Raw genomic sequence first — 20,900 nt, forward strand, 5'->3', positions numbered from 1 at the left:
TGACTTGGGGAAGGCGGGCTTGAATGGTAAAAGCGGAAAAATTAAAAATATGGAATTTAGGAGATTGCTAGTCCTATTTAACGGCTTCCGAATTATTTTGGGGCAAGGGGAGAAAAGGGGGAATTGAATTGGTGATTCAAATTTTAGCCATCGTTGTGGCGCTGGGACTTTTAATCTTTTTAGCCTACCGGGGCTATCCGGTCATTATCATAGCGCCGCTTGTTACGTTATTGGCGGTCATTTTATCTGGTGGTCATTTGCTGCCGAGTTATACAGAGACATATATGACGTTTGCTGCTAACTATATAAAAGCGTTTTTTCCGATATTTTTACTAGGGGCGGTATTTGGAAAAGTCATGGAAATGAGCGGTGCAGCAGCATCCATTGCCAAGACCATCGTAAAATCACTAGGCTCAAAGCAGGCCATTCTTGCTGTAGTGCTGGCCTGTTCGGCGCTTACATATGGCGGGGTTTCGCTGTTTGTAGTGGCATTCGCCGTTTATCCATTTGCAGCGGCAATTTTTAAAGAAGCAGACATTCCAAAGAGATTATTGCCAGGAACGATAGCATTAGGCGCTTTCACTTATACGATGGATGCTCTTCCTGGAACACCTCAGATTCAGAATATCATTCCAACGAATTATTTCGGAACAGATACCTATGCTGCTCCATTAATGGGGATTATTGGCGCGATCATGGTATTCACTGGAGGAATGCTCTGGTTAGAACGCCGCCGCAGGCAAGCGGTGGCAAATGGTGAAGGCTACGGGGAAGGACATATTAATGAACCAGAAAGTGCAGAACAGCAAAACCTGCCTAACTTTTGGCTGTCCATCGTACCGCTCATCCTTGTCGTCGCGTTTAATTTTGCTTTCAGCCGCAGTGCCATTTCGGTTAAGCACTGGTATGATGCATCGATGCTGAAGGAAACTTTCAACATTGCCGATGTAAGCACAGTCACTTCATCCTGGTCTTTGATTGTTGCATTGACAATCGGTATTATTGCAGCGATGCTTCTGAATGTTGGACGTATCAAGGTCAAATTGGCAAGTGGATTAACAGCTGCGGCAATGGGGTCATTGCTTGCCATATTCAATACTGCATCTGAAGTTGGTTTTGGGAATGTGGTGAAAACGCTTCCTGGATTCTCGGTCATTCAAAACTGGGTGTTCGATGCAAGCGGTAATCCGCTCGTATCCGAAGCAATTGCCGTCAATGTGCTGGCAGGGATTACCGGATCTGCATCCGGCGGACTTTCGATTGCGTTAGAAGTAATGGGAAGTCACTATTTGCAGGTGGCCCAAAGTGTCGGAATCACCCCGGAAATGCTTCATCGAATAGCATCCATGGCATCTGGCGGAATGGATACGCTGCCGCATAATGGTGCCGTCATTACCTTGCTTGCCATTACTGGACTGACACATCGTCAATCTTACAAGGATATTTTTGCGATTACGATTTTGAAAACAGTGACCGTGTTCATCATAGCTTTTGCAACATCACTGTTTATTTAATAGAATAGTATTAAGAATGGAGATGATGGAAAATGAGTAAATTATTAACATCTTTTGATAGCGCTATTCAACAAATCGAGGATGGAGCGACCATTATCGTAGGCGGGTTCGGATTAAGCGGAATACCAGAGAAACTAATCATTGCTTTGCGTAACAAAGGTGTAAAGGATTTGACGATTGTCAGCAACAATTGCGGTGTCGATGACTGGGGTCTGGGTCTATTGCTTGAAAATAAACAAATCAAAAAAATGATCGCTTCTTATGTTGGGGAAAATAAATTATTTGAACAGCAATTTTTAAGTGGCGAGCTGGAGGTCGAACTAGTTCCCCAAGGAACGCTGGCCGAGCGTTTAAGAGCGGGCGGAGCGGGAATTCCTGCCTTTTATACAGCTACAGGAGTAGGGACGGAAGTCGCAAAAGGTAAAGAACATAAAGAGTTTGATGGCCGCACATACATTATGGAAAAAGGAATAGTCGGGGATTTTGCCTTTGTAAAAGCCTGGAAAGCAGATCATTTTGGTAATCTTGTATATCGGAAAACGGCAAGGAATTTTAACCCTGTCGTTGCCACCGCAGGGAAAGTCACGCTTGTCGAAGTGGAGGAGCTTGTGGGCACAGGGGAGCTCGATCCAGATGAAATTCATACTTCAGGGGTTTATGTACAAAAAGTGCTTGTAGGAAATGACTATGAAAAACGAATTGAAAGACTTACAACTGCTAACGCATAAAAAGGAGGAGTATCGAATGACTAGACAACTAATTTTAGAACGGGCCGTTAAAGAAATCAAAGATGGGATGTGTGTGAATTTAGGGATCGGAATGCCGACCTTGATTGCCAACATGATTCCAAATGACTTTAATGTCATGCTTCAATCGGAAAATGGCTTACTCGGAATCGGGCCTTATCCCCAAAAGGATGAAGTTGATCCGGATTTGATTAATGCAGGAAAAGAAACGGTAACGGCAAAAGCGGGGGCATCATTTTTTGATAGCGCTGAATCATTCGCTATGATTCGCGGCGGCCATATCGATCTAGCCATTTTAGGCGGGATGGAAGTTTCCGAGAATGGGGACTTGGCAAACTGGATGATTCCAGGGAAGATGGTAAAAGGAATGGGAGGAGCGATGGACCTCGTCCAAGGCGCAAAACGAATTGTCGTCATCATGGACCATGTGAACAAGCATGGGGAATCCAAAGTGAAAAAAAGCTGTACATTGCCATTGACGGGAGAAAAAGTCGTCCATTGCCTGATTACCGAACTGGCCGTTTTTCAATTTACAGACGCTGGCATGGAATTGATTGAATTGCAAAATGGGGTAACACTTGATGAAGTGAAAAGTAAAACAGAGGCTGACTTTACAATAAGCCCCTCTATTGAAATCAAAGCGTAAGGTTAAGAGATTAATAAAATAATACATGATTAGACGGCTTTCATTCGCAAACGGGCGAACGGAAGCCGTCTTTTTTGGGGGGAATTCCCTATCTATTTGAAGAACGAAAGGCCTTTTCACCACAGTTATCAATACTTGGCAGACAGTCGGCGGGAAGGGAGCGGATTTCTGAAATCAGCTGGAACGTTTAAGAAAAAACTGTAGGCTACTCTGAACTGCCCCGTAAATGTTAGACACAAAACTAACATTTACGGGGTTTTTTTATGGCTAATTTTTCTGCCGAATAACTGGCTAGCCGGAGACCCCACAGACGCTTGCATCGAGGAGGCTTGGCAAACAGTCGGCGGAAAAAGGAGCGGATAAATAACTTTTCTCTTCTATTCTCTATTAAATGAGAACAAACTTTTCCAACCCTGCTACTTTTCCGTTAAAAAGTCTTATATAAACTTTGATGGGAACTTAAAAGGAGGGATGAAAGTGAAAGTAGCATTACGGACATTATTGGAGCGGTCAGTGAAAAAGATGGGCAAAGGGATGAATCCTATTGTGAAGGCAGCAGCATTGGAAATGATTGAACGTGCTTATAATGAAGGGATTTATGTACAGATTAGTGCGGGTTATCGTTCTTTGGAAGAACAAGCTTCGCTTTACGGTCAAGGACGGGTTTATATTTACAATGGAAAAAACTATAGTAATCTAGCTAAGCCTAATGTGACAAACGCTAAGCCTGGGCAATCTTATCATAATTTTGGACTGGCTATTGATTTCTTCATTGTGAGTGATGATGGCAAGAAAGCGATATGGACAGTGAACTCAAAATGGCAGCGTGTGGCTGCCATAGGTAAAGAGTTAGGATTTATCTGGGGCGGGGATTGGACTTCATTCAAGGATTATCCTCATTTGGAGATGACGGGCGGGTTATCCTATAAACAGTTACAAGCAGGAAAAAACCCTCATATTACTTCTCCAAAGACCAGCAAAGGAGATGGGCATATAATTTCCATACAAAAAACGATAAATAGCCGATATAAAACGTCTATTGCCGTAGATGGCGTTTATGGTCCCAAAACCCGATCGGCCCTTATAAAAGGTTTACAAGCGGAACTGAATAAGCAATTCAATAAAAAACTAGTTGTCGATGGAAAATGGGGACCTAAAACCAAGACTGCGGTCATCAATATAAAAAAAGGAGCTAGCTACAATATCACATGGATCTTGCAGGCAGCACTTTATATGGAAGGGTTTGACCCCGGTCCCCTTGATGCAATATTCGGGGAAAATACCGAGATGGCATTATATAAATACCAGAAAGCAAGCAGGATTTCCGCTGATAAGCTTGCAGGCAAAGTAACATGGAATGAATTGTTTGCTTGATGGAAAATCCATGCCGTTAGCAGAAAGTAAAGCTGTGCAAGAGCGCATCAACTACCTTTTCCTCATTACTTATACTTCCACTCAAATAGTAATGATGGATTGCAAAGTTCTTAATATTCCTTTGGAGTACGTACCTGTCGCTATTTTAGTATGAGCTTCCTTTGCTTCTTGAGTTGCATTCCCAACAAGGTAACCATGTTTAACACTTTTTAACATGAGCAAATCATTGCCGCTATCCCCGAAAGCAAAGGCATGCTCCCGATTCAGCCCGAATTTGTCTAGCATAAAACGGACAATCTCATTTTTTCCAGTGCCTAATGGAATGAAGTCTATATCATAACTATCTTCAGGATCGCCGGCAAGGGGATTGCAACGATTGATATTTATCCCTATCCCATACTCTTTGGCCACCCTCTGGATGGTAGCTAAATTCTTCTTGTCGACGGATTCCTGTTGTATTTGATAATAATAATTTCTTTTGTAGCGTGAACTACCCATTTGAGTTTGAGGAATCAATGGGATATTGCCGTTAAGTAGAATATTATAAATTTCATCGACTTTCCCCTTATTAAATTCTTCGATATTAATCTGCGAATGCCAATCTGGATCACTTTCCAAAAAGTTATTTTCCGAGAAATAGGTGATTTCGGTACCTAAGTCGCTGGCAATAAAATGTGGGAAAAACCTGAATCCACCTTGTTCCATTTTATGTAATATTGATTCGATACTACTCCCGGTGACCCAGCCAAAGACAAGTTCTTCATCCATGCTTTTTGCTTCTAAGTAATTTTCAAGCTCAAATAAATCTTCCTGTCTCTCGTGACTCATGTAATGAGGATAATAGGTCTCATCGAAATCACAGAATACAATGTATTTTGGGTCTTCAACCTTTGGCAATAACTGAAACCCGCCCTTTTTATTCAAAAACATAACAATCCCTCCATTCGCTAAAAATATAACTTTTTAAAAATACAACTCAGATAAATTTTGTTAATATATTAGGAACGGTTTAATCATAACTTCTGAAATCGATAACATGTCAACCACATATTACAAGGATGGGATTAAATGACGAGAATTAGCGAGATAGCCAAGATATGTAATGTCTCTAAAACAACGGTATCCAGAGTCTTAAATAATCATCCATATGTATCGAAAGAAAAGAGGGAACAAATCTTAAAGGTCATGGAAGAGCTTGATTATGCACCAAGTTCACTAGCCCGGAATTTTAGGACAAATAAAACCCAAACCATTGCAATATCAGTCCCAAGTTTCGATCATCCATTCTTTGCCCAATTGGTTAAAGGAGTATCTCTAGCAGCATTGGAAAATGATTATAAAGTTCTCATTTTTCAAACCATTTATGATGCGAAAAATGAATTGGATGTTATGGGGAAATTAAAGAATAGAGAAGTAGATGGGGTTATTTTAGGAGCGTTAGAAAATGAATGGAATGTAATCAAGCCTTATTTGAAATACGGCCCGATTTTACTGTGTAATGAATACCATCATTCCGCTTCTATACCGATTATTGGATATGATGAATTCGAAGCGACATACAAAGCGGTTAATCATTTAATAGAAAAAGGCCATAGGAAAATAGGTTTTTGTTACGATACTTCTTATAGTCAGGCTCAGGGTCAAAGAAAAGAAGGATTTATAAAAGCGTTAGCGGATAATAATTTACTACATAATGACGATTGGATATTTGGACATGGATTTACTATTGAAGATGGATTCCGTATTTGTGATGAAATAGTAAAATTAAAAGAAAAACCTACTGCCTTATTTACTGGAAATGACCAGGTAGCAGCAGGAATTATTAAAAAGGCAACTGTGTTGGGCTACAAAATACCGGAATACCTAGCCATAGTTGGTTATGATAATCAATCTATTTGCCAAGTCACAACCCCGACCATAACCACAATCGATATACCGATTATGGAACTGGGACAACGCACTGTAATAGAATTGATAAAATATTTAAATGAAGATTTGAAATTAAAGCGCGACATTATTAAATTGCCTACAGAACTTAAAATCAGAGAATCAACCTAACCTTCATAAAGATATAAAAGCTCCTTATTCAGTTCATTATCCTTTCAGACAAATACTCAAGAATTCTAAGGGATGTAATCGGCCCTGCCTCGGGAATAATCTCACCAACCCCAGAATAATTCGACTTTCCCGGGAAATAATTCCCCTAAACCTAACATAATTCGACTTACCACGGAATGATCCTTCCTATACACAAATCCGCTATTCATCTATGGAATTCAATCAAGTTCCAAGCACCAATCATTGCATTTCATAAAGCTCCCTGGCGGGTATTCGAATTCACATTCGGAGATGAGATTGAAGCCGAGCTTGCGGCAAATTGCGTTAGATGCAGGATTAGTGATCGAAGGGAAAGCGTGAATGTATTTGTAATTTCGTTCGGCTTTGATTTTCTCCATCAGTGCCATCACGGCATGAGATGCGATTCCTTTTCCTTGAAAGGAAGGGAGGACGCTCCAACCGATTTCGTACACGAATTCATCGTTCCACACTTTTTGCCAGTAGCCAACGGAACCGGCTGCCTTTGCCTCTGGAAACGGGATGATGCTAAACATGCATCCCTTATCACCAATCTGTAGATACCGCTGATGACGCTTCAGGATTTGTTCATTACTTTCTGGTCCGCCAAGATGTTCCATCATTTCTGGGGCATTTAGTTGAAATAGTAATGGAAGGTCTTTATCTTCCCACGGTTTAATTTCCAATCTAGTTTCCGAAATCCGACTCACTCCTAAATATTATATTTTCTTTTATAATCTTCTTGGCTTAATGCGAGATTCCTTTATTTGACCTTATTATTCTATTGCCTTTGTGCTGAAGTTTGATTTTAATAAGAATAAAGAGATGAATGTTTCCCATTAAATGCTATAATTTACAGGTGATTCTATCAAATGGCAGAGAACGGAGATGAAGAAATGAAATCTTCAGTAAATCAGTTTTCCACTCAATTTGAATGGATATTGAATGTGATCAATGTGGGTGTCCATATTGTGAATAAAGATGGGGATACGGTCTTTTACAATGAAATGATGGCGCATATCGACGGGCTGGATCGGGAGCAGGTGCTGGGGGAGAATATTTTTCAGCTTTATCCTTCATTAACAGATGAATCCAGTACGCTGCATGTGGCCTTGGAAAAAGGCAATGAAACGATTGAGTCCATTCAAACATATGTCAATTTAAAGGAGAAAAAAATAACGTCGATCAATAGTACGTATCCTTTGTATGAGGATGGTGAAATTATTGGGGCAGTGGAAATCGCAAAGGACATTACGAAGGTCATGAATATGTATGACCAAATTGTCGATTTGCGTTCCCAGCTGGCCGAGACGCATAGGAAAAATAAGTTTTCTGAAGGGACGGCGACCTATCATTTTAGTGATTTGATTGGCAATAGTCCTGCTTTTAAGCAAGCGATTTCCTTGGCGAAAAAAGCGGCCCGTACACATTCCCCAGTCATGATTTATGGACCAACAGGGACAGGGAAGGAACTGGTCGCGCAAAGTATACATAATGTAAGTGCTCAGCGAAATCAGCCTTTCATCGCGCAAAACTGTGCGGCCGTTCCAAAGGAATTGATGGAGGGGCTGCTGTTCGGCACGACGAAAGGGGCTTTTACCGGAGCGATGGATCGCATGGGCATTTTTGAGCAGGCAAATGGCGGTACTCTTTTCCTTGATGAGCTGAATAGCCTCGACCTCGGTCTGCAGGCAAAATTGCTGCGGGTGCTTCAGGAAGGTGAAGTGCGCCGTGTTGGAGGTTCGAAGGAGCAAAAGATTAATGTGAAAATCATAGCTGCGATGAACATTTCTCCGGAAGAGGCGTTGGAGCGGGGAATCATTCGTTCGGATTTGTTTTTTCGCCTCAATGTCGTAACGGTCCAGATGCCCTCTCTTTCCGAGCGTAAAACGGATATTCCGGAAATCGTCAATCACTTTATTCAAAAATTCAACAAATCATTTTTTACGGAAGTGCGCGGGATCAGTCAAAAGGCGATGCAGCGGCTTCTTCAATATCCATGGCCCGGGAACATTCGTGAACTGGGACATGCCATCGAGTTAACCTTTAACGTCATGGACGCTGGGGAAGATATGATTGATGAACATCATCTTCCTGCTTATCTTTTCCCTTCAGGAAATTATGCTGCAGCAAATGCGCAGAGTCAGCCTTCCCCTTTGAAAAACAGGATTGATTTACCTGTCGTTCTTGAAGAAATGGAAAGGGAAATGATCATCAATATGTTCGAGAAATATAACGGGAATATCAGCAAAACGGCAGAAGCCCTCAATATTAAAAGGCAGGGACTGCAATATAAGCTAAACAAGTACGGCATTGAAAAAGTTTATACGGCAGGGTCGAAGGAAACCAAGTGAATTCAGTTTTTTGGAAACGCTGTCACCTTCTTGAACATGGTGTAACGTGAAGAGACTTTCAGAATGTAGACAAGCTCGATGAAAATCGAGTTCGTCTACATTTTTTTGCTTTTAGGTCACTCGCCTTCCGCGGGCGGTCCGCCCTCGGCTGGGCTCTCCCTTGGACTCGATATTCCCTCAGGATTCTCGCACACCTGCTCCAATCAACTATGTTTAAAAATTTGGATAGAACTTCTTTTGTCTACAAACTGGAGGGCTCTTGTGTAAAGAGAGCCTTCTTTTTTATTGCTTGGCGCAAAGAATCTGGCTGCAAAAAATTATGCATAATGAAAAATATCTTGCGATTTTAAGCTTGTTTTACCCCCATTTGCTTATGATTTCCTTGTTATCAATGTTGGCATCATTCTTGCGAGAGTATATTGATAAGTTCTTATAATAAGGGGGCATTATTAATGAATTTGATGGGAATGGATGTAAAACATAAAGAATACCTAGGTGGACGCAGGCATTATAATGATATCGAATTGTGGAAGGATGTAACGGAAGAGCAGTGGAATGATTGGATCTGGCAATTGACCAATACAATTAAAACACTGGATGATCTGAAAAAGGTCGTCAACTTGACACCGGATGAAGAGGAAGGAGTCCGGATTTCGACTCAAACGATTCCGTTGAACATTACGCCTTATTATGCTTCATTGATGAATCCCGATGACCCTCGCTGTCCGATTCGTTTACAGTCGGTACCGCTTTCGGCAGAAATGAACAAGACTAGATATGATTTGGAGGATCCGCTGCATGAGGATGAGGATTCCCCTGTTCCAGGATTGACGCATCGTTATCCGGATCGCGTTCTATTCCTTGTAACGAACCAATGCTCCATGTACTGCAGATATTGTACACGACGCCGTTTTTCAGGTCAGGTTGGCATGGGTGTTCCCAAGAAACAGCTTGACGGGGCGATTGAATATATCCGGAACACTCCGGAAGTGAGGGACGTCCTGATCTCTGGCGGAGACGGCCTGTTGATCAATGATAAGATCCTTGAATACGTATTGAGTAACCTGCGCGCCATCCCGCATGTGGAAATCATCCGGATCGGCACACGTGCACCGGTCGTTTTCCCGCAGAGAATTACAGAAAATTTATGTAATATTCTGAAAAAGTACCATCCGGTTTGGTTGAATACGCATTTCAATCATTCACTTGAACTGACGGATGAAGCGAAAAAAGCATGTGATATGCTCTCGATGGCAGGTGTGCCGCTTGGTAATCAGGCAGTTATCCTCGCTGGTATCAACGATAGTGTCCATATCATGAAAAAGCTTATGCATGACTGTGTTAAAGCAAGGGTAAGACCTTATTACATTTATCAATGTGATCTATCTGAAGGGATTGGCCATTTCCGGGCGCCGGTTTCAAAAGGACTGGAAATCATTGAAGCGCTGCGCGGCCATACATCAGGATATGCAGTGCCAACCTTTGTGGTGGATGCTCCTGGCGGCGGCGGAAAGATTGCCTTGACCCCGAATTACCTTCTTTCGCAAAGTCCGGATAAAGTCGTTTTACGGAACTTTGAAGGAGTTATCACTAGCTATCCGGAGCCGAAGAACTATGTTGCCGGCAGTGCGGATGCTTACTTTGATGAAGTGTATGGTACTGCGGATAGGAAAGAAGCCGTCGGGATTTCCGCGCTCATGACGGATGAGAAATTCAACTTGGTGCCAGAGGGCCTTCGTCGTCTTGACAAGAGAAAAGCGTATGAAAGCACTGATGAACATGCTTCCTTGAAGGATCGCCGTGATAAACGGGATGAAATGAAGGAAAAATTAAGGTTGGCCCAAGAAAAAAAGTTGGCCGCTAGCGGCTCGGTGAAATCTGATGGCAAGGAGGAATGAAGATGGACTGCTTATGGTGCAATACCCCAAACGTAGAAGAAAGTGAAAAGAAGGATTGTTACTGGATCATGCCTGACGGGAAACGCTCAATAAAAGTCCTTCAAGTTCCGGCCATAAACTGTCCTGAATGCGGAATCTATGTGTCTGATTCAATGAATCAAAAGGTGGATGAAGCCTTATCCATATATGATGTGAGTGAATATCCTGATGAGTTTACGTATGAACAGCTTCTTCAGGCACCTGTCAAAAAATTATTCAATTGGAAATAGAATGCCGGGAGAAGCGGATGTTAGGCATCTCTTCTCCCGAATTCTTTAAATAAGGGGGATACATGATGCCTGTTCAAAAGCCGCCTTTTTTCACCCAAATGGAGACCGGGGATTGTTATACGATGGAGCTCTATCATGATCATGCCAATCAGCGCTTACGCATGGATGATTATCGGGGAAATATCAAAAAAGCGATCGATCGGGCCCTTGCCATCGCAAAGGAGCAGGGCTTTACAAAAGTGATACTTAAAGCAAGGAATGAAGATTTATCAGCGGCGTTGGGTCAGGGATTCATGCTGGAAGGAATATTGAGAAAGTATTTCAAAGGGAATGATGCCTATTGCATGGCCTTTTATTTAACGGATGAAAGGCGGACTAGCGACTTTTGGGTCAAGGAAGATATGGTCATCCAAGATGTAACCAAGGTTTCTAGACCGATTGAATCCCTGCAAATACCTGACGGTTATATTCTCCGGTTTGCTGCGGAGAAAGATGCACAAGAGCTGGCAAAGCTATATGGTGCCATTTTTGAAACCTACCCTACACCGATGAATGATGAACGGTATATCAAGAAAGTGATGGAGGAAGGGACGATCTTTAGTGTTATCGAATATGAAGGAACCATCGTGAGTGCTGCATCCGCTGAAGTGAATGAAATGTATCATAATGCTGAAATAACGGACTGTGCAACAATTCCCCAGCATCGAAAGCATGGTTTCATGAAGGTGCTCATCTCCGCATTGGAGCAAGAATTATTCAAGAAAAACATTTATTGCTCATATTCATTGGCCCGATCATTGTCAATGGGCATGAACGCCGTCTTTCATCAGCTGGGTTATGAATATGGAGGCAGATTAACGAAGAATTGCAATATTTGGGATAAGTATGAGGACATGAATATTTGGGGTAAAGATTTATCCCTCAAGTAGGAGGATTTTTCTATGGCTAAATACACATGGGTTGATAAAGAAACGTGCATTGCGTGCGGGGCGTGCGGTTCAACAGGTCCTGAGATTTATGACTATGACGATCAAGGGATCGCTTTCGTCATCTTGGACGATAATCAAGGGATTGCCGAGGTTCCTGAAACCTTGCATGATGACATGCAAGATGCTATGGAAGGCTGCCCTACAGAATCCATCCTGATTCAGGATGAGCCTTTTAGGGTCGGTTCCTTTTAAGAACTTAATTGATTAATAGATATTGCACAGTGGGTACGAACGTTAAAAGGAGAGATGACATGACACGCAATTATTTGATTAAGCCTACTTTAGATCATGACTATCCCACTATCTCTCATGGGAATGGAATTTATCTTTATGATATAGATGGAAATCAGTATATAGATGGATCATCAGGAGCGGTCACAGCAAGTATTGGCCATGGTGTATTGGATATTGTCGAGGCCATGACGGAGCAGGCCCGCAAAGTTTCTTTTGCATATAGGTCTCATTTTACGAGTGAAGCCGCAGAGGCATTGGCCAAAAAGCTAAGTGAGTTGGCTCCAGGGGATTTGAATTGGTCATTTTTCGTGAATAGTGGATCGGAAGCGACCGAAACGGCGATGAAGATCGCGATTCAACATTGGCAAGAAAAAGGGTTTGAGCGAAAAAACCGCATCGTCTCCAGGTGGACGAGTTATCACGGGATCACGATGGGCGCTTTATCGATGTCAGGCCATGTCCCAAGAAGAAAGCGTTTTGTGCCGCTATTGGAGGATTTCCCTAGCATTTCGGCTCCATACTGTTATCGCTGTCCTTATAATAATGAAACTTCAGGATGCAAGCTTCAGTGTGCAAATGAACTGGAGACAGCCATCCAAAGGGTCGGATCCGAGAATATCGCCGCCTTCATCGCAGAACCGATAATCGGGGCATCCGCTGGTGCTGTAACACCGCCGGATGGCTACTATCAAAGGATTAAGGAAATCTGCGAAAACTATGACATTCTTTTTATTGCCGATGAGGTAATGACGGGAATCGGACGGACAGGAAAAATGTTCGCGATGGAACACTGGGGAGTCACTCCGGATATCATCGCATTGGGTAAAGGAATGAGCGCCGGGTATACTCCAATGGCAGCCACAATGGTTACTGACCGTGTCATGGAGCCCATTTTAAAAGGCTCGAAATCAATCATGGCTGGACACACATATAGTGCAAACCCTCTATCTGCTGCCGTTTCATTGGAAGTGCTTTCCTACATTGAGGGAAATGACCTGGTTCAGGCAGCGGAAAAGAAAGGTCAATATCTGTTTAAGAAGCTGCAAGGATTGGCTGAGAAATTCGACATCATTGGTGATGTAAGAGGGAAAGGGCTGCTCCTTGGGCTTGAGTTTGTCTCCGATCGGATTTCAAAAACTCCATTCGACTTGCAAATCGGCCTGACTACAAGGCTTGTCAATAAGGCTTTTGCGAAGGGGTTAATAATCTATCCTGCTTCAGGTGCGATTGAAGGAATCGCTGGCGATGCGGTTATTTTATCTCCGCCATTAATCATTACGAATGAAGAAATCGACCGCCTCGTCATGATACTGGAAGCTTCCCTCGATGAGTTGCAGCAAGAATTGTACGCGGAAGGTTTGATTGAGGACATGCAGGCTATTTAGGAGGAACGATATGAAGCAGGTCATTACGAAGAAAAACAAAATTGTGACCTTGGAAGAAGCGCTGGAGCATATTTCCGATGGATGCACACTCATGTATGGCGGATTTGGAGGGGTGGGAACTCCTCCTACGCTCGTACAGGGTATCCTTGCCAAGGATGTTAAGGAATTGACCTTGATTGGCAATGATACTGGATTTCCTGACATTGGCATAGGCCGGCTTGTGACTGCTGAAAGGGCAAAGAAAGTGATCGCCTCGCATATCGGATCCAATCCTAATGCCGGCAGGCTCATGACTGAAGGAAAGCTGCAAGTCGAATTTTCACCGCAAGGGACATTGGCCGAACGGATTCGTGCCGGCGGTGTAGGCTTAGGCGGGATTTTTGTCGATGTCGGGATTGGTACGATAGCCGAAGAAGGCAAGGACAAGATTGTGATAGAAGGAAAAGAATATTTGGTGGAAACCGCTTTGACGGCTGAAGTCAGCATCGTCCATGCCAAAAAGGCCGATTCACTTGGGAATTTAGTGTACGACAAGACTGCATGTAATTTCAATCCGCTCGTAGCGATGGCAGGGGCCTTCACGATTGCGGAAGTGGAGGAAATCGTTCCTGCAGGCGAATTGGATCCGGAATGTATTGCCACACCAGGCATTTATGTAGATATGGTGATTCCGACAAAAGGGGTGAATTGGAAATGGGCATGGCAGTAGATGTACGAAATCGCATCGCGAAACGCGCCGCCAAGGAAATCCATGACGGATTGATCGTCAATTTAGGCATCGGCATCCCTACCTTGGTGGCAGATCATATTCCTCAAGATATCCATGTGCTGTTCCATGCGGAAAATGGGGTTCTCGGTACAGGTCCAAGTCCTGATCCCGGAAAAGAAGATCCTGCCCTCTGTAATGCGGGAGGTTTCCCAATCACCACTGTAATGGGAGCTTCTTACTTTGACAGTGCAACGGCATTTGGGATGATCAGGAAAGGATACATCGACATCACCATCCTTGGGGCCCTGGAAGTCAGTGAAAGAGGGGATTTGGCGAATTGGATCGTCCCAGGAAAGCGGGTGCCGGGTATGGGCGGGGCAATGGAGCTTGCCCAGAAAGCCAAAAAGGTGATCGTCCTGATGAATCACGTGAATAAGCAGGGTGAATCTAAGATCTTGAAGACATGTACGCTGCCATTGACGGCTAGAAAGAGTGTGGATTTAATCATTACGGATATGGCTGTCATGGAAGTTACAGAAGAGGGAATGGTGCTAAAGGAAGTCATGGCGCCATATACCGTGGATGATGTGATAAGGAATACAGAGGCAACGTTGAAAATCCATGCTGCCGTCAACACCATTGAATAGGTAAGAGGAGGAAAAAAGCTTGAATGAGGTTGTCATCGTTGCTGGGGCACGAACTGCAGTTGGATCCTTTGGAAAATCACTCAGGAATGTTAAAGCTACCGAATTGGGCCGTCAAGTATTGGAAGGTTTAATGGAGAATTCCGGTTTGGGTAAAGAAAAAGTCAATGAAGTGATTTTCGGACATGGCTATGTCCATGGAGGCGGACTTAACTCGGCACGAATTTCGTCGCAGCAGGCATGTTTCCCGCACAGTGTTCCAGGACACGTTGTAATCAAAGCATGTGGATCAGGTCTAAAGGCCATTACCAACGCCGCTTTAACTATCGCTGCTGGTCAAGAAGACGTCATTATTGCCGGCGGAGTGGAGAGCATGAGCAATGTGCCTTATATCGTGAAAAATAGATGGGGCGGTAAATTTGGAAACGTAACGATGGAGGATGCTCTGCTGGCAGATGGATTAATATGTTCCTTGGAAAATGATCATATGGGAATCACTGCCGAGCGCTTGGCTGAAAAATATGGTATCCGTCGTGAAGAACAGGATCAATTTGCTTATCAAAGCCACAAGAAGGCTTGGAAAGCTATAGAAGAGGGTCGCTTTAATAGAGAAATTATTTCACTTAAAATCAAGGATCGAAAAGGCCTTCAAATCTTCAACCATGACGAAGGGGTACGCGAAGACATTCATCTGGATCAACTAGCCAATCTTCAGGCAGTATTCAAAAATGAAGGAACCATTACGGCAGGAAATGCCTGTCCTATGAATGATGGGGCTGCAGCTGTACTTTTAATGTCCAAGCAACAAGCAGAAGAAAAGGGATTAAAACCGCTCTTGAAAATAAAGGCTTTTGCCAGTGCAGGAGTGGAACCTGGATTTATGGGGATTGGACCAGTACCCGCTACTCGAAAGGCATTGGAAAAAGCAGGTCTATCTTTACGGGATATCGGACTGATTGAACTTAATGAAGCCTTTGCTGCCCAAGCACTTGCAGTGATCAAGGAGTTAGATTTGAATCCGGATATTGTCAATGTCAATGGGGGGGCAATTGCACTTGGTCACCCTGTAGGAGCAACAGGTGCAAAATTGACAGTCACACTGATGCATGAAATGTTGCGTTCACAAGTTAAGTACGGAATGGTAACGTTGTGTATGGCAGGCGGAATGGGACTTTCAGTAATCTATGAGAATATGTGTAATTAAGGAGGATAAACGTGCCGGATATACAAAAACGGATAAACCAATGGATCAAGGATCATCGGGAAGAAGGAACGAACCTATTGCAAAAAATGGTACAAGCTCCGAGTACGCAAGGAAATGAAGCAGGGGCACAGGCCATCGTCGCCCAAAAGCTGCAGGAAATGGGTTTGCAGATCGATAGTTGGGAACCTGACGGCGGAGAGCTGAAAAAGCATTCTTATTTCTATTCTCCACGCAGTGAATTTTCCAACAGCCCCAATGTGGTAGGTATCATGAAAGGGACTGGAGGCGGACGTTCCATCATTTTGAACGGACACATCGATGTCGTTCCGGACGGAGACCGCGATCAGTGGGACGACGACCCATATAGCGGAGCGATTAAGAATGGAAGGATGTTTGGACGCGGCGTAACCGATATGAAGGGTGGAAATGTTTCGCTAATCCTGGCGATGCAGGCTTTGAAGGAAAATGGCATCCAATTAAAAGGAGATGTCATTTTTCAAAGTGTGATTGAAGAAGAAAGCGGCGGTGCCGGAACATTAGCGGCTGTCCTGAGAGGATATAAAGCCGATGCCGCCCTGATCCCTGAACCGACGAATATGAGGATCTTCCCGAAACAGCAGGGTTCGATGTGGTTCCGAATCCATGTTAAAGGTCGGTCAGCCCATGGCGGAACGAGGTATGAAGGCGTTAGTGCGATTGAAAAAAGCATGACCGTCATCAATCATATTCGTGCATTGGAAGAAAAGCGAAATGCACGTATCAGTGATCCGCTTTATCAGAACACGCCCATTCCGATTCCAATCAATCTAGGCGTCATTGAAGGCGGTAATTGGCCGTCATCCGTTCCCGACCTTGTGAAAGTCGAAGGAAGGATGGGTGTTGCGCCGGAGGAAACGATGGAGCAGGCGAAAGACGAAATGGCGGCCTGGTTATTGCAGCTCGGGGAAGCGGACCAATGGTTCAAGGAAAACCCGCCCGTATTGGAATGGTTCGGGGCACGCTGGGTTCCGGGGTCAATTGATGTAGAGCATGAACTGATGAATGCACTTGTTCATCAATATCGGCAGGTTGCCGGACAGGACCCGGTCATTGAAGCCTCCCCTTGGGGAACGGACGGGGGATTGCTGACACATGTCGGTGAAACGCCAGCAATCGTTTTCGGACCGGGAGTAACCGAGGTTGCCCACTATCCTAATGAATACATCCTGCTCGACAACGTGTTCTCCACAGCCGAAATCATTGCGCTCACTCTAATTCAATGGTGTGGAATGGAGACTGAGCGGGATGGGGTCACCCAATCAGGGAAGAGAGAGACTATACCGGGAAATGGCAATTGAACTGGATGGCATCCCAGCAAGTGAAGCGAACGATTAAGTCTTTCACAAAGCGGTTGTTAAAAAACTCTTTTATTCTTGAACTTTTAACTTTAAAAGAAAATGAGGTAGGAACCTTATGGACATGAATCTCATTGATAATGAAGAACCGACAGTTAAAAGGCAACTGAAAGCAAGACATATGACCATGATTGCCATTGGCGGTTCAATAGGAACCGGATTATTTCTGGCGAGCGGGGCAACCATCCAGAGCGCAGGGCCCGGCGGTGCCCTCGCTGCCTATGCCTGCATTGGGATCATGGTTTATTTCCTGATGACGAGCTTAGGGGAAATGGCGACATATATGCCTGTGTCGGGATCCTTTTCCACCTATGCCACACGCTTTGTTGATCCCGCATTCGGCTTTGCACTTGGCTGGAATTACTGGTTTAACTGGGCAGTCACCCTTGCCGTGGAAATAGCTGCTGCAGCCATCATCATGAAATTCTGGCTCCCTGATGTACCCAGCCTGATTTGGAGTGCCTTATTTCTTGGAATCGTCTTCACCCTCAACGCCCTATCCATTAAAAGCTATGGTGAATCTGAATATTGGTTTGCACTAATAAAAGTCATTGCCATCATTTGCTTCATCATTATTGGTTTATTGACCATATTGGGGATTTTTGGCGGAAAGGTGATCGGATTTGAAAACTTCACCATGGATGAGGCACCATTCAAGGGAGGATTCTTATCGATCATCTCAATCTTTCTAATCGCGGGATTTTCTTTTCAAGGCACAGAACTGGTTGGTATTGCAGCCGGGGAAAGTGAAGAACCCGAAAAAAATGTTCCGAATGCAATCCGCCAAGTATTTTGGCGCATCCTATTATTTTACATCGGGGCCATCCTGATACTCGGCCTCTTAATACCGTATACGAGTCCAAGCTTGTTGAACGGAAATGTCGAAAACATTTCTGTAAGCCCTTTCACACTTGTCTTTGAACGGGCAGGACTGGCATTCGCGGCATCCGTCATGAATGCGGTCGTGTTAACTTCCTTACTGTCCGCCGGAAACTCGGGGCTATATGCATCAACGCGGATGTTATGGTCGATGGCAAAAGATCATCAAGCTCCCAAATTCCTGGCCAAAGTCAACCGCAGGGGGATCCCGATGAATGCCTTGATCATGACATCTATAATTGGGGGATTCGCCTTCTTGACCTCCATTTTCGGGGACCATGTATTTACATGGCTATTGAATGCATCCGGGCTGACTGGCTTCATAGCCTGGATTGGAATCGCCATAAGCCATTATCGCTTTAGACGAGCCTATGTTGCACAGGGTGGTGACCTGAACGAACTCAAATATAAAGCAAAATGGTTTCCATTCGGTCCGATTCTTTCATTCACCCTGTGCATACTCGTCATAGCAGGACAGAACTATGGAGCATTCCTAAGCGGCAGCATCGACTGGTATGGAGTCGCCGTCTCCTATATCGGATTACCGATATTCCTGGGAGTCTGGCTAGGATACAAGATTTATCATAAGACCAAATTAATAGCATTAAAAGATTGTCAATTCGATAAATCAGATGTGGCTTGATACCAATGGAAAAAACCTGAGCTTCCCTTTGGGGACTCAGGTTTTCTTATGAAGATTTGTATCGAAATCGAATTATATCTGCGGAAATCGAATTATATCTGCGAAAAACGGAATATATCTGCGAAAAACGAATTATATCTGCGAAACGGCCATTATCTTATCTCAAATGATTTTTTTATAGCTGAATAATTGGGGAAGTGGTGCAATATTATTCTATGTACGATTATACTGTGGATGAAAGGAAACTGATGATGAAAGAGGCGTTTCGCGGTTCTGGAATTGGAGTCATTTTCATGGCGGTCTTCGGAACACTGTGGGCGGGTACCGGTGTAATGGGATTGCAAGGGTGGGGGTTTCCCTACGTGGAACTCGCAGCCATATTCGTGGGAATCATCATGGTTATCGTTGGCATTTCATTAATACATGCATCACAAAAAATGTCCAATCAAGTTTCAGATGATGGGGCAAGACGTCTTAAGCGTATCGGATTTTTGTTTAATATGGTCTTCATTGCCGAAGGCTTGCTGATTGGGATTGCCATTGCCATCTGTAACTTGATCAATCAGACCGATCTTATACCGGGAGTCATCGCCATTATTGTAGGGATTCATTTTTTACCATTGGCGTCACTTTTCCAAATCAAGGTTTATTATGCAACAGGTGTGCTTCTCTGTTTATTGGCGCTTATTACATGGCTGATTGTGCCAGACACCGTCATGGTTGGGGAGCATCAAATCCTTGCACCGTTATCATTGCTCGGCTTTGGATGCGCGCTAATACTCTGGACCACTGGACTTACGCTATGGCTCGGAATAAAGAATTCAAGCCGAACGATAGCCGATGTAGAATGAATTAATAAAAAAACCCGTCATGGTGAACGGGTTTTTTCATTTAATTTTTCATCCAGGTCAAGAGCCTGACAATTTGAAATGGTTCATTCCAAACAAGAATGAAACTTAAAAGAAAGAATGCAGCCACAGCCAAAAATTTTGACATTCCTCTTTCATTTTTATATATGGCCCCTAAGCTGCATAACAAACCAATTAGCAACGCACCGAATCCTGAAATCATAAGCAGCTCGGACGCTTTTGAAAAAGCTAGGGAACAGGAAAATGATAGGATACCAATCACTGCAAATACGATTGACCAATTGCTTAAACGTTTCATAGAGACTCCTTTTTTACTAATTATACCAATTTGGTGTTGGTAATGGAATGAAAAAAATTGAGGTTGTCACTTATGGGAATATATTGTAATATATATAACAATATAAAATTTTAGAAGCATTGACAAGGACATGAATCATTTTTACGGTCTGCAGAGAGGGAAGGGCAGCTGCGAACTTCCTGGCTTAGGAAACTGATTTACCGCCTTTGAGCTATATCGGTGAACAAGAGTAACTGATATCGTCTAAGCTGCGTTACAGCTCCAGAGCCATGAGTATTTTTTGCTTATGGGAAATTGGGTGGAATCACGGGTAAACGCACTCGTCCCTTACATAGGGATGGGTGCGTTTTTTATTATTATAATTATTGCCATGATAAGGACATGAATCATTTTTACGGTCTTCAGAGAGGGAAGGGCAGCTGCGAACTTCCTGGCTTAGGAAATTGATTTACCGCCTTTGAGCTATATCGGTGAACAAGAGTAACTGATATCGTCTAAGCTGCGTTACAAGCTCCAGAGCCATGAGTGTTTTTTGCTTATGGGAAATTGGGTGGAACCACGGGTAAACGCACTCGTCCCTTATATAGGGATGTGTGCGTTTTTTTCTATATAAAAATATGGCGATGATAAGGACATGAATCATTTTTACGGCCTGCAGAGAGGGAAGGGCAGCTGCGAACTTCCTGGCTTAGGAAACTGATTTACCGCCTTTGAGCTATATCGGTGAACAAGAGTAACTGATATCGTCTAAGCTGCGTTACAAGCTCCAGAGCCA

At 43.6% G+C, this 20,900-nt stretch carries 20 protein-coding genes and 2 other annotated features; of the genes, 17 read left to right on the forward strand and 3 right to left on the reverse strand.

The features are described 5' to 3' along the window. Positions 1-128: 128 nt before the first annotated feature. From AC3WLU_RS02085 to AC3WLU_RS02100, 4 genes are all read left to right on the forward strand, one after another. Positions 129-1,514 carry a GntP family permease gene (locus AC3WLU_RS02085; RefSeq protein WP_492596724.1) on the forward strand — a complete coding sequence of 462 codons (1,386 nt, stop codon included), beginning with the start codon at positions 129-131 and terminating at the stop codon, positions 1,512-1,514. A 32-nt stretch (positions 1,515-1,546) separates the two neighbouring features. Then, on the forward strand, positions 1,547-2,242 hold the full coding sequence (locus AC3WLU_RS02090) for a CoA transferase subunit A (RefSeq protein WP_034309718.1): 696 nt from the start codon (positions 1,547-1,549) through the stop codon (positions 2,240-2,242). Between the two features lie 16 nt (positions 2,243-2,258). Beyond that, complete coding sequence (locus tag AC3WLU_RS02095; protein ID WP_057276918.1) at positions 2,259-2,906, forward strand: 3-oxoacid CoA-transferase subunit B; 648 nt, start codon at positions 2,259-2,261, stop codon at positions 2,904-2,906. A gap of 477 nt (positions 2,907-3,383) precedes the next feature. Then, the gene (locus AC3WLU_RS02100) at positions 3,384-4,280 is read left to right on the forward strand and encodes a M15 family metallopeptidase (RefSeq protein WP_492596725.1); all 897 of its coding nucleotides are present in this window, start codon (positions 3,384-3,386) and stop codon (positions 4,278-4,280) included. Positions 4,281-4,361: 81 nt separating this feature from the next. Here the strand turns inward: AC3WLU_RS02100 and AC3WLU_RS02105 are convergent, their stop codons facing one another. After that, on the reverse strand, positions 4,362-5,210 hold the full coding sequence (locus tag AC3WLU_RS02105) for an HAD-IIB family hydrolase (RefSeq protein ID WP_492596726.1): 849 nt from the start codon (positions 5,208-5,210) through the stop codon (positions 4,362-4,364). A gap of 138 nt (positions 5,211-5,348) precedes the next feature. On the opposite strand from AC3WLU_RS02105, the gene AC3WLU_RS02110 reads away from it, so the two are divergent. Next, positions 5,349-6,338, forward strand: a complete 990-nt coding sequence (locus tag AC3WLU_RS02110) for a LacI family DNA-binding transcriptional regulator (protein WP_492596727.1) — start codon at positions 5,349-5,351, stop codon at positions 6,336-6,338. Positions 6,339-6,556: 218 nt separating this feature from the next. On the opposite strand, the gene AC3WLU_RS02115 is transcribed toward AC3WLU_RS02110, so the two are convergent. Then, positions 6,557-7,042 carry a GNAT family N-acetyltransferase gene (locus tag AC3WLU_RS02115; RefSeq protein ID WP_492596728.1) on the reverse strand — a complete coding sequence of 162 codons (486 nt, stop codon included), beginning with the start codon at positions 7,040-7,042 and terminating at the stop codon, positions 6,557-6,559. A gap of 186 nt (positions 7,043-7,228) precedes the next feature. Between AC3WLU_RS02115 and AC3WLU_RS02120 the strand changes: the two genes are divergently transcribed. The 12 genes from AC3WLU_RS02120 (at position 7,229) to AC3WLU_RS02175 (ending at position 19,809) form a co-directional block, all read left to right on the forward strand. Continuing rightward, positions 7,229-8,710: a sigma-54 interaction domain-containing protein gene (locus AC3WLU_RS02120; protein WP_231892168.1), complete on the forward strand. Its 1,482-nt coding sequence runs from the start codon at positions 7,229-7,231 to the stop codon at positions 8,708-8,710. A gap of 467 nt (positions 8,711-9,177) precedes the next feature. Next, positions 9,178-10,608 carry a lysine 2,3-aminomutase gene (gene kamA / locus AC3WLU_RS02125; protein ID WP_063577638.1) on the forward strand — a complete coding sequence of 477 codons (1,431 nt, stop codon included), beginning with the start codon at positions 9,178-9,180 and terminating at the stop codon, positions 10,606-10,608. Positions 10,609-10,610: 2 nt separating this feature from the next. Continuing rightward, complete coding sequence (locus AC3WLU_RS02130) at positions 10,611-10,877, forward strand: YokU family protein (protein WP_048688594.1); 267 nt, start codon at positions 10,611-10,613, stop codon at positions 10,875-10,877. A gap of 65 nt (positions 10,878-10,942) precedes the next feature. Then, complete coding sequence (ablB, locus tag AC3WLU_RS02135; protein WP_492596729.1) at positions 10,943-11,806, forward strand: putative beta-lysine N-acetyltransferase; 864 nt, start codon at positions 10,943-10,945, stop codon at positions 11,804-11,806. A gap of 12 nt (positions 11,807-11,818) precedes the next feature. Beyond that, complete coding sequence (locus AC3WLU_RS02140) at positions 11,819-12,058, forward strand: ferredoxin (protein WP_098187431.1); 240 nt, start codon at positions 11,819-11,821, stop codon at positions 12,056-12,058. Between the two features lie 59 nt (positions 12,059-12,117). Then, positions 12,118-13,485 (forward strand): aspartate aminotransferase family protein, encoded by a 1,368-nt coding sequence (locus AC3WLU_RS02145; protein WP_492596730.1) that lies wholly within the window; start codon positions 12,118-12,120, stop codon positions 13,483-13,485. Positions 13,486-13,495: 10 nt separating this feature from the next. Next, positions 13,496-14,194, forward strand: a complete 699-nt coding sequence (locus tag AC3WLU_RS02150; RefSeq protein ID WP_413004761.1) for a CoA transferase subunit A — start codon at positions 13,496-13,498, stop codon at positions 14,192-14,194. Further along, on the forward strand, positions 14,179-14,841 hold the full coding sequence (locus AC3WLU_RS02155; RefSeq protein WP_492596731.1) for a 3-oxoacid CoA-transferase subunit B: 663 nt from the start codon (positions 14,179-14,181) through the stop codon (positions 14,839-14,841). Before AC3WLU_RS02150 ends, AC3WLU_RS02155 begins: the two co-directional genes overlap by 16 nt. A gap of 19 nt (positions 14,842-14,860) precedes the next feature. Beyond that, on the forward strand, positions 14,861-16,042 hold the full coding sequence (locus AC3WLU_RS02160) for a thiolase family protein (protein WP_492596732.1): 1,182 nt from the start codon (positions 14,861-14,863) through the stop codon (positions 16,040-16,042). A gap of 11 nt (positions 16,043-16,053) precedes the next feature. Continuing rightward, positions 16,054-17,379, forward strand: a complete 1,326-nt coding sequence (locus AC3WLU_RS02165; RefSeq protein WP_492596733.1) for a peptidase — start codon at positions 16,054-16,056, stop codon at positions 17,377-17,379. A 115-nt stretch (positions 17,380-17,494) separates the two neighbouring features. Then, complete coding sequence (locus tag AC3WLU_RS02170; protein WP_492596734.1) at positions 17,495-18,958, forward strand: amino acid permease; 1,464 nt, start codon at positions 17,495-17,497, stop codon at positions 18,956-18,958. Positions 18,959-19,173: 215 nt separating this feature from the next. Beyond that, a complete protein-coding gene (locus tag AC3WLU_RS02175; protein WP_223255765.1) occupies positions 19,174-19,809 on the forward strand; it encodes a DUF7010 family protein in 636 nt (211 codons plus the stop codon). A gap of 40 nt (positions 19,810-19,849) precedes the next feature. Here AC3WLU_RS02175 and AC3WLU_RS02180 read toward each other — a convergent pair whose 3' ends face one another. After that, positions 19,850-20,125, reverse strand: a complete 276-nt coding sequence (locus AC3WLU_RS02180; protein ID WP_134783481.1) for a hypothetical protein — start codon at positions 20,123-20,125, stop codon at positions 19,850-19,852. 110 nt (positions 20,126-20,235) lie between these two features. Continuing rightward, positions 20,236-20,456: a binding site (T-box leader), on the forward strand. A gap of 30 nt (positions 20,457-20,486) precedes the next feature. Beyond that, positions 20,487-20,708, forward strand: a binding site (T-box leader). The last annotated feature ends 192 nt before the right edge of the window (positions 20,709-20,900 follow it).

It is taken from the genome of Peribacillus sp. FW305-BF15 (genome assembly GCF_058783805.1).

What these genes read in the sequence shown, in the direction of transcription:
- AC3WLU_RS02140 (WP_098187431.1), top strand. Translation starts at nt 11,819, where the DNA reads ATGGCTAAATACACATGGGTTGATAAAGAAACGTGCATTGCGTGCGGG.
- AC3WLU_RS02095 (WP_057276918.1), top strand. Translation starts at nt 2,259, where the DNA reads ATGACTAGACAACTAATTTTAGAACGGGCCGTTAAAGAAATCAAAGAT.
- AC3WLU_RS02155 (WP_492596731.1), top strand. Translation starts at nt 14,179, where the DNA reads ATGGGCATGGCAGTAGATGTACGAAATCGCATCGCGAAACGCGCCGCC.
- kamA (WP_063577638.1), top strand. Translation starts at nt 9,178, where the DNA reads ATGGATGTAAAACATAAAGAATACCTAGGTGGACGCAGGCATTATAAT.
- AC3WLU_RS02150 (WP_413004761.1), top strand. Translation starts at nt 13,496, where the DNA reads ATGAAGCAGGTCATTACGAAGAAAAACAAAATTGTGACCTTGGAAGAA.
- AC3WLU_RS02120 (WP_231892168.1), top strand. Translation starts at nt 7,229, where the DNA reads ATGGCAGAGAACGGAGATGAAGAAATGAAATCTTCAGTAAATCAGTTT.
- AC3WLU_RS02145 (WP_492596730.1), top strand. Translation starts at nt 12,118, where the DNA reads ATGACACGCAATTATTTGATTAAGCCTACTTTAGATCATGACTATCCC.
- ablB (WP_492596729.1), top strand. Translation starts at nt 10,943, where the DNA reads ATGCCTGTTCAAAAGCCGCCTTTTTTCACCCAAATGGAGACCGGGGAT.
- AC3WLU_RS02090 (WP_034309718.1), top strand. Translation starts at nt 1,547, where the DNA reads ATGAGTAAATTATTAACATCTTTTGATAGCGCTATTCAACAAATCGAG.
- AC3WLU_RS02175 (WP_223255765.1), top strand. Translation starts at nt 19,174, where the DNA reads ATGTACGATTATACTGTGGATGAAAGGAAACTGATGATGAAAGAGGCG.
- AC3WLU_RS02130 (WP_048688594.1), top strand. Translation starts at nt 10,611, where the DNA reads ATGGACTGCTTATGGTGCAATACCCCAAACGTAGAAGAAAGTGAAAAG.
- AC3WLU_RS02180 (WP_134783481.1), bottom strand. Translation starts at nt 20,125, where the DNA reads ATGAAACGTTTAAGCAATTGGTCAATCGTATTTGCAGTGATTGGTATC.
- AC3WLU_RS02110 (WP_492596727.1), top strand. Translation starts at nt 5,349, where the DNA reads ATGACGAGAATTAGCGAGATAGCCAAGATATGTAATGTCTCTAAAACA.
- AC3WLU_RS02105 (WP_492596726.1), bottom strand. Translation starts at nt 5,210, where the DNA reads ATGTTTTTGAATAAAAAGGGCGGGTTTCAGTTATTGCCAAAGGTTGAA.
- AC3WLU_RS02170 (WP_492596734.1), top strand. Translation starts at nt 17,495, where the DNA reads ATGGACATGAATCTCATTGATAATGAAGAACCGACAGTTAAAAGGCAA.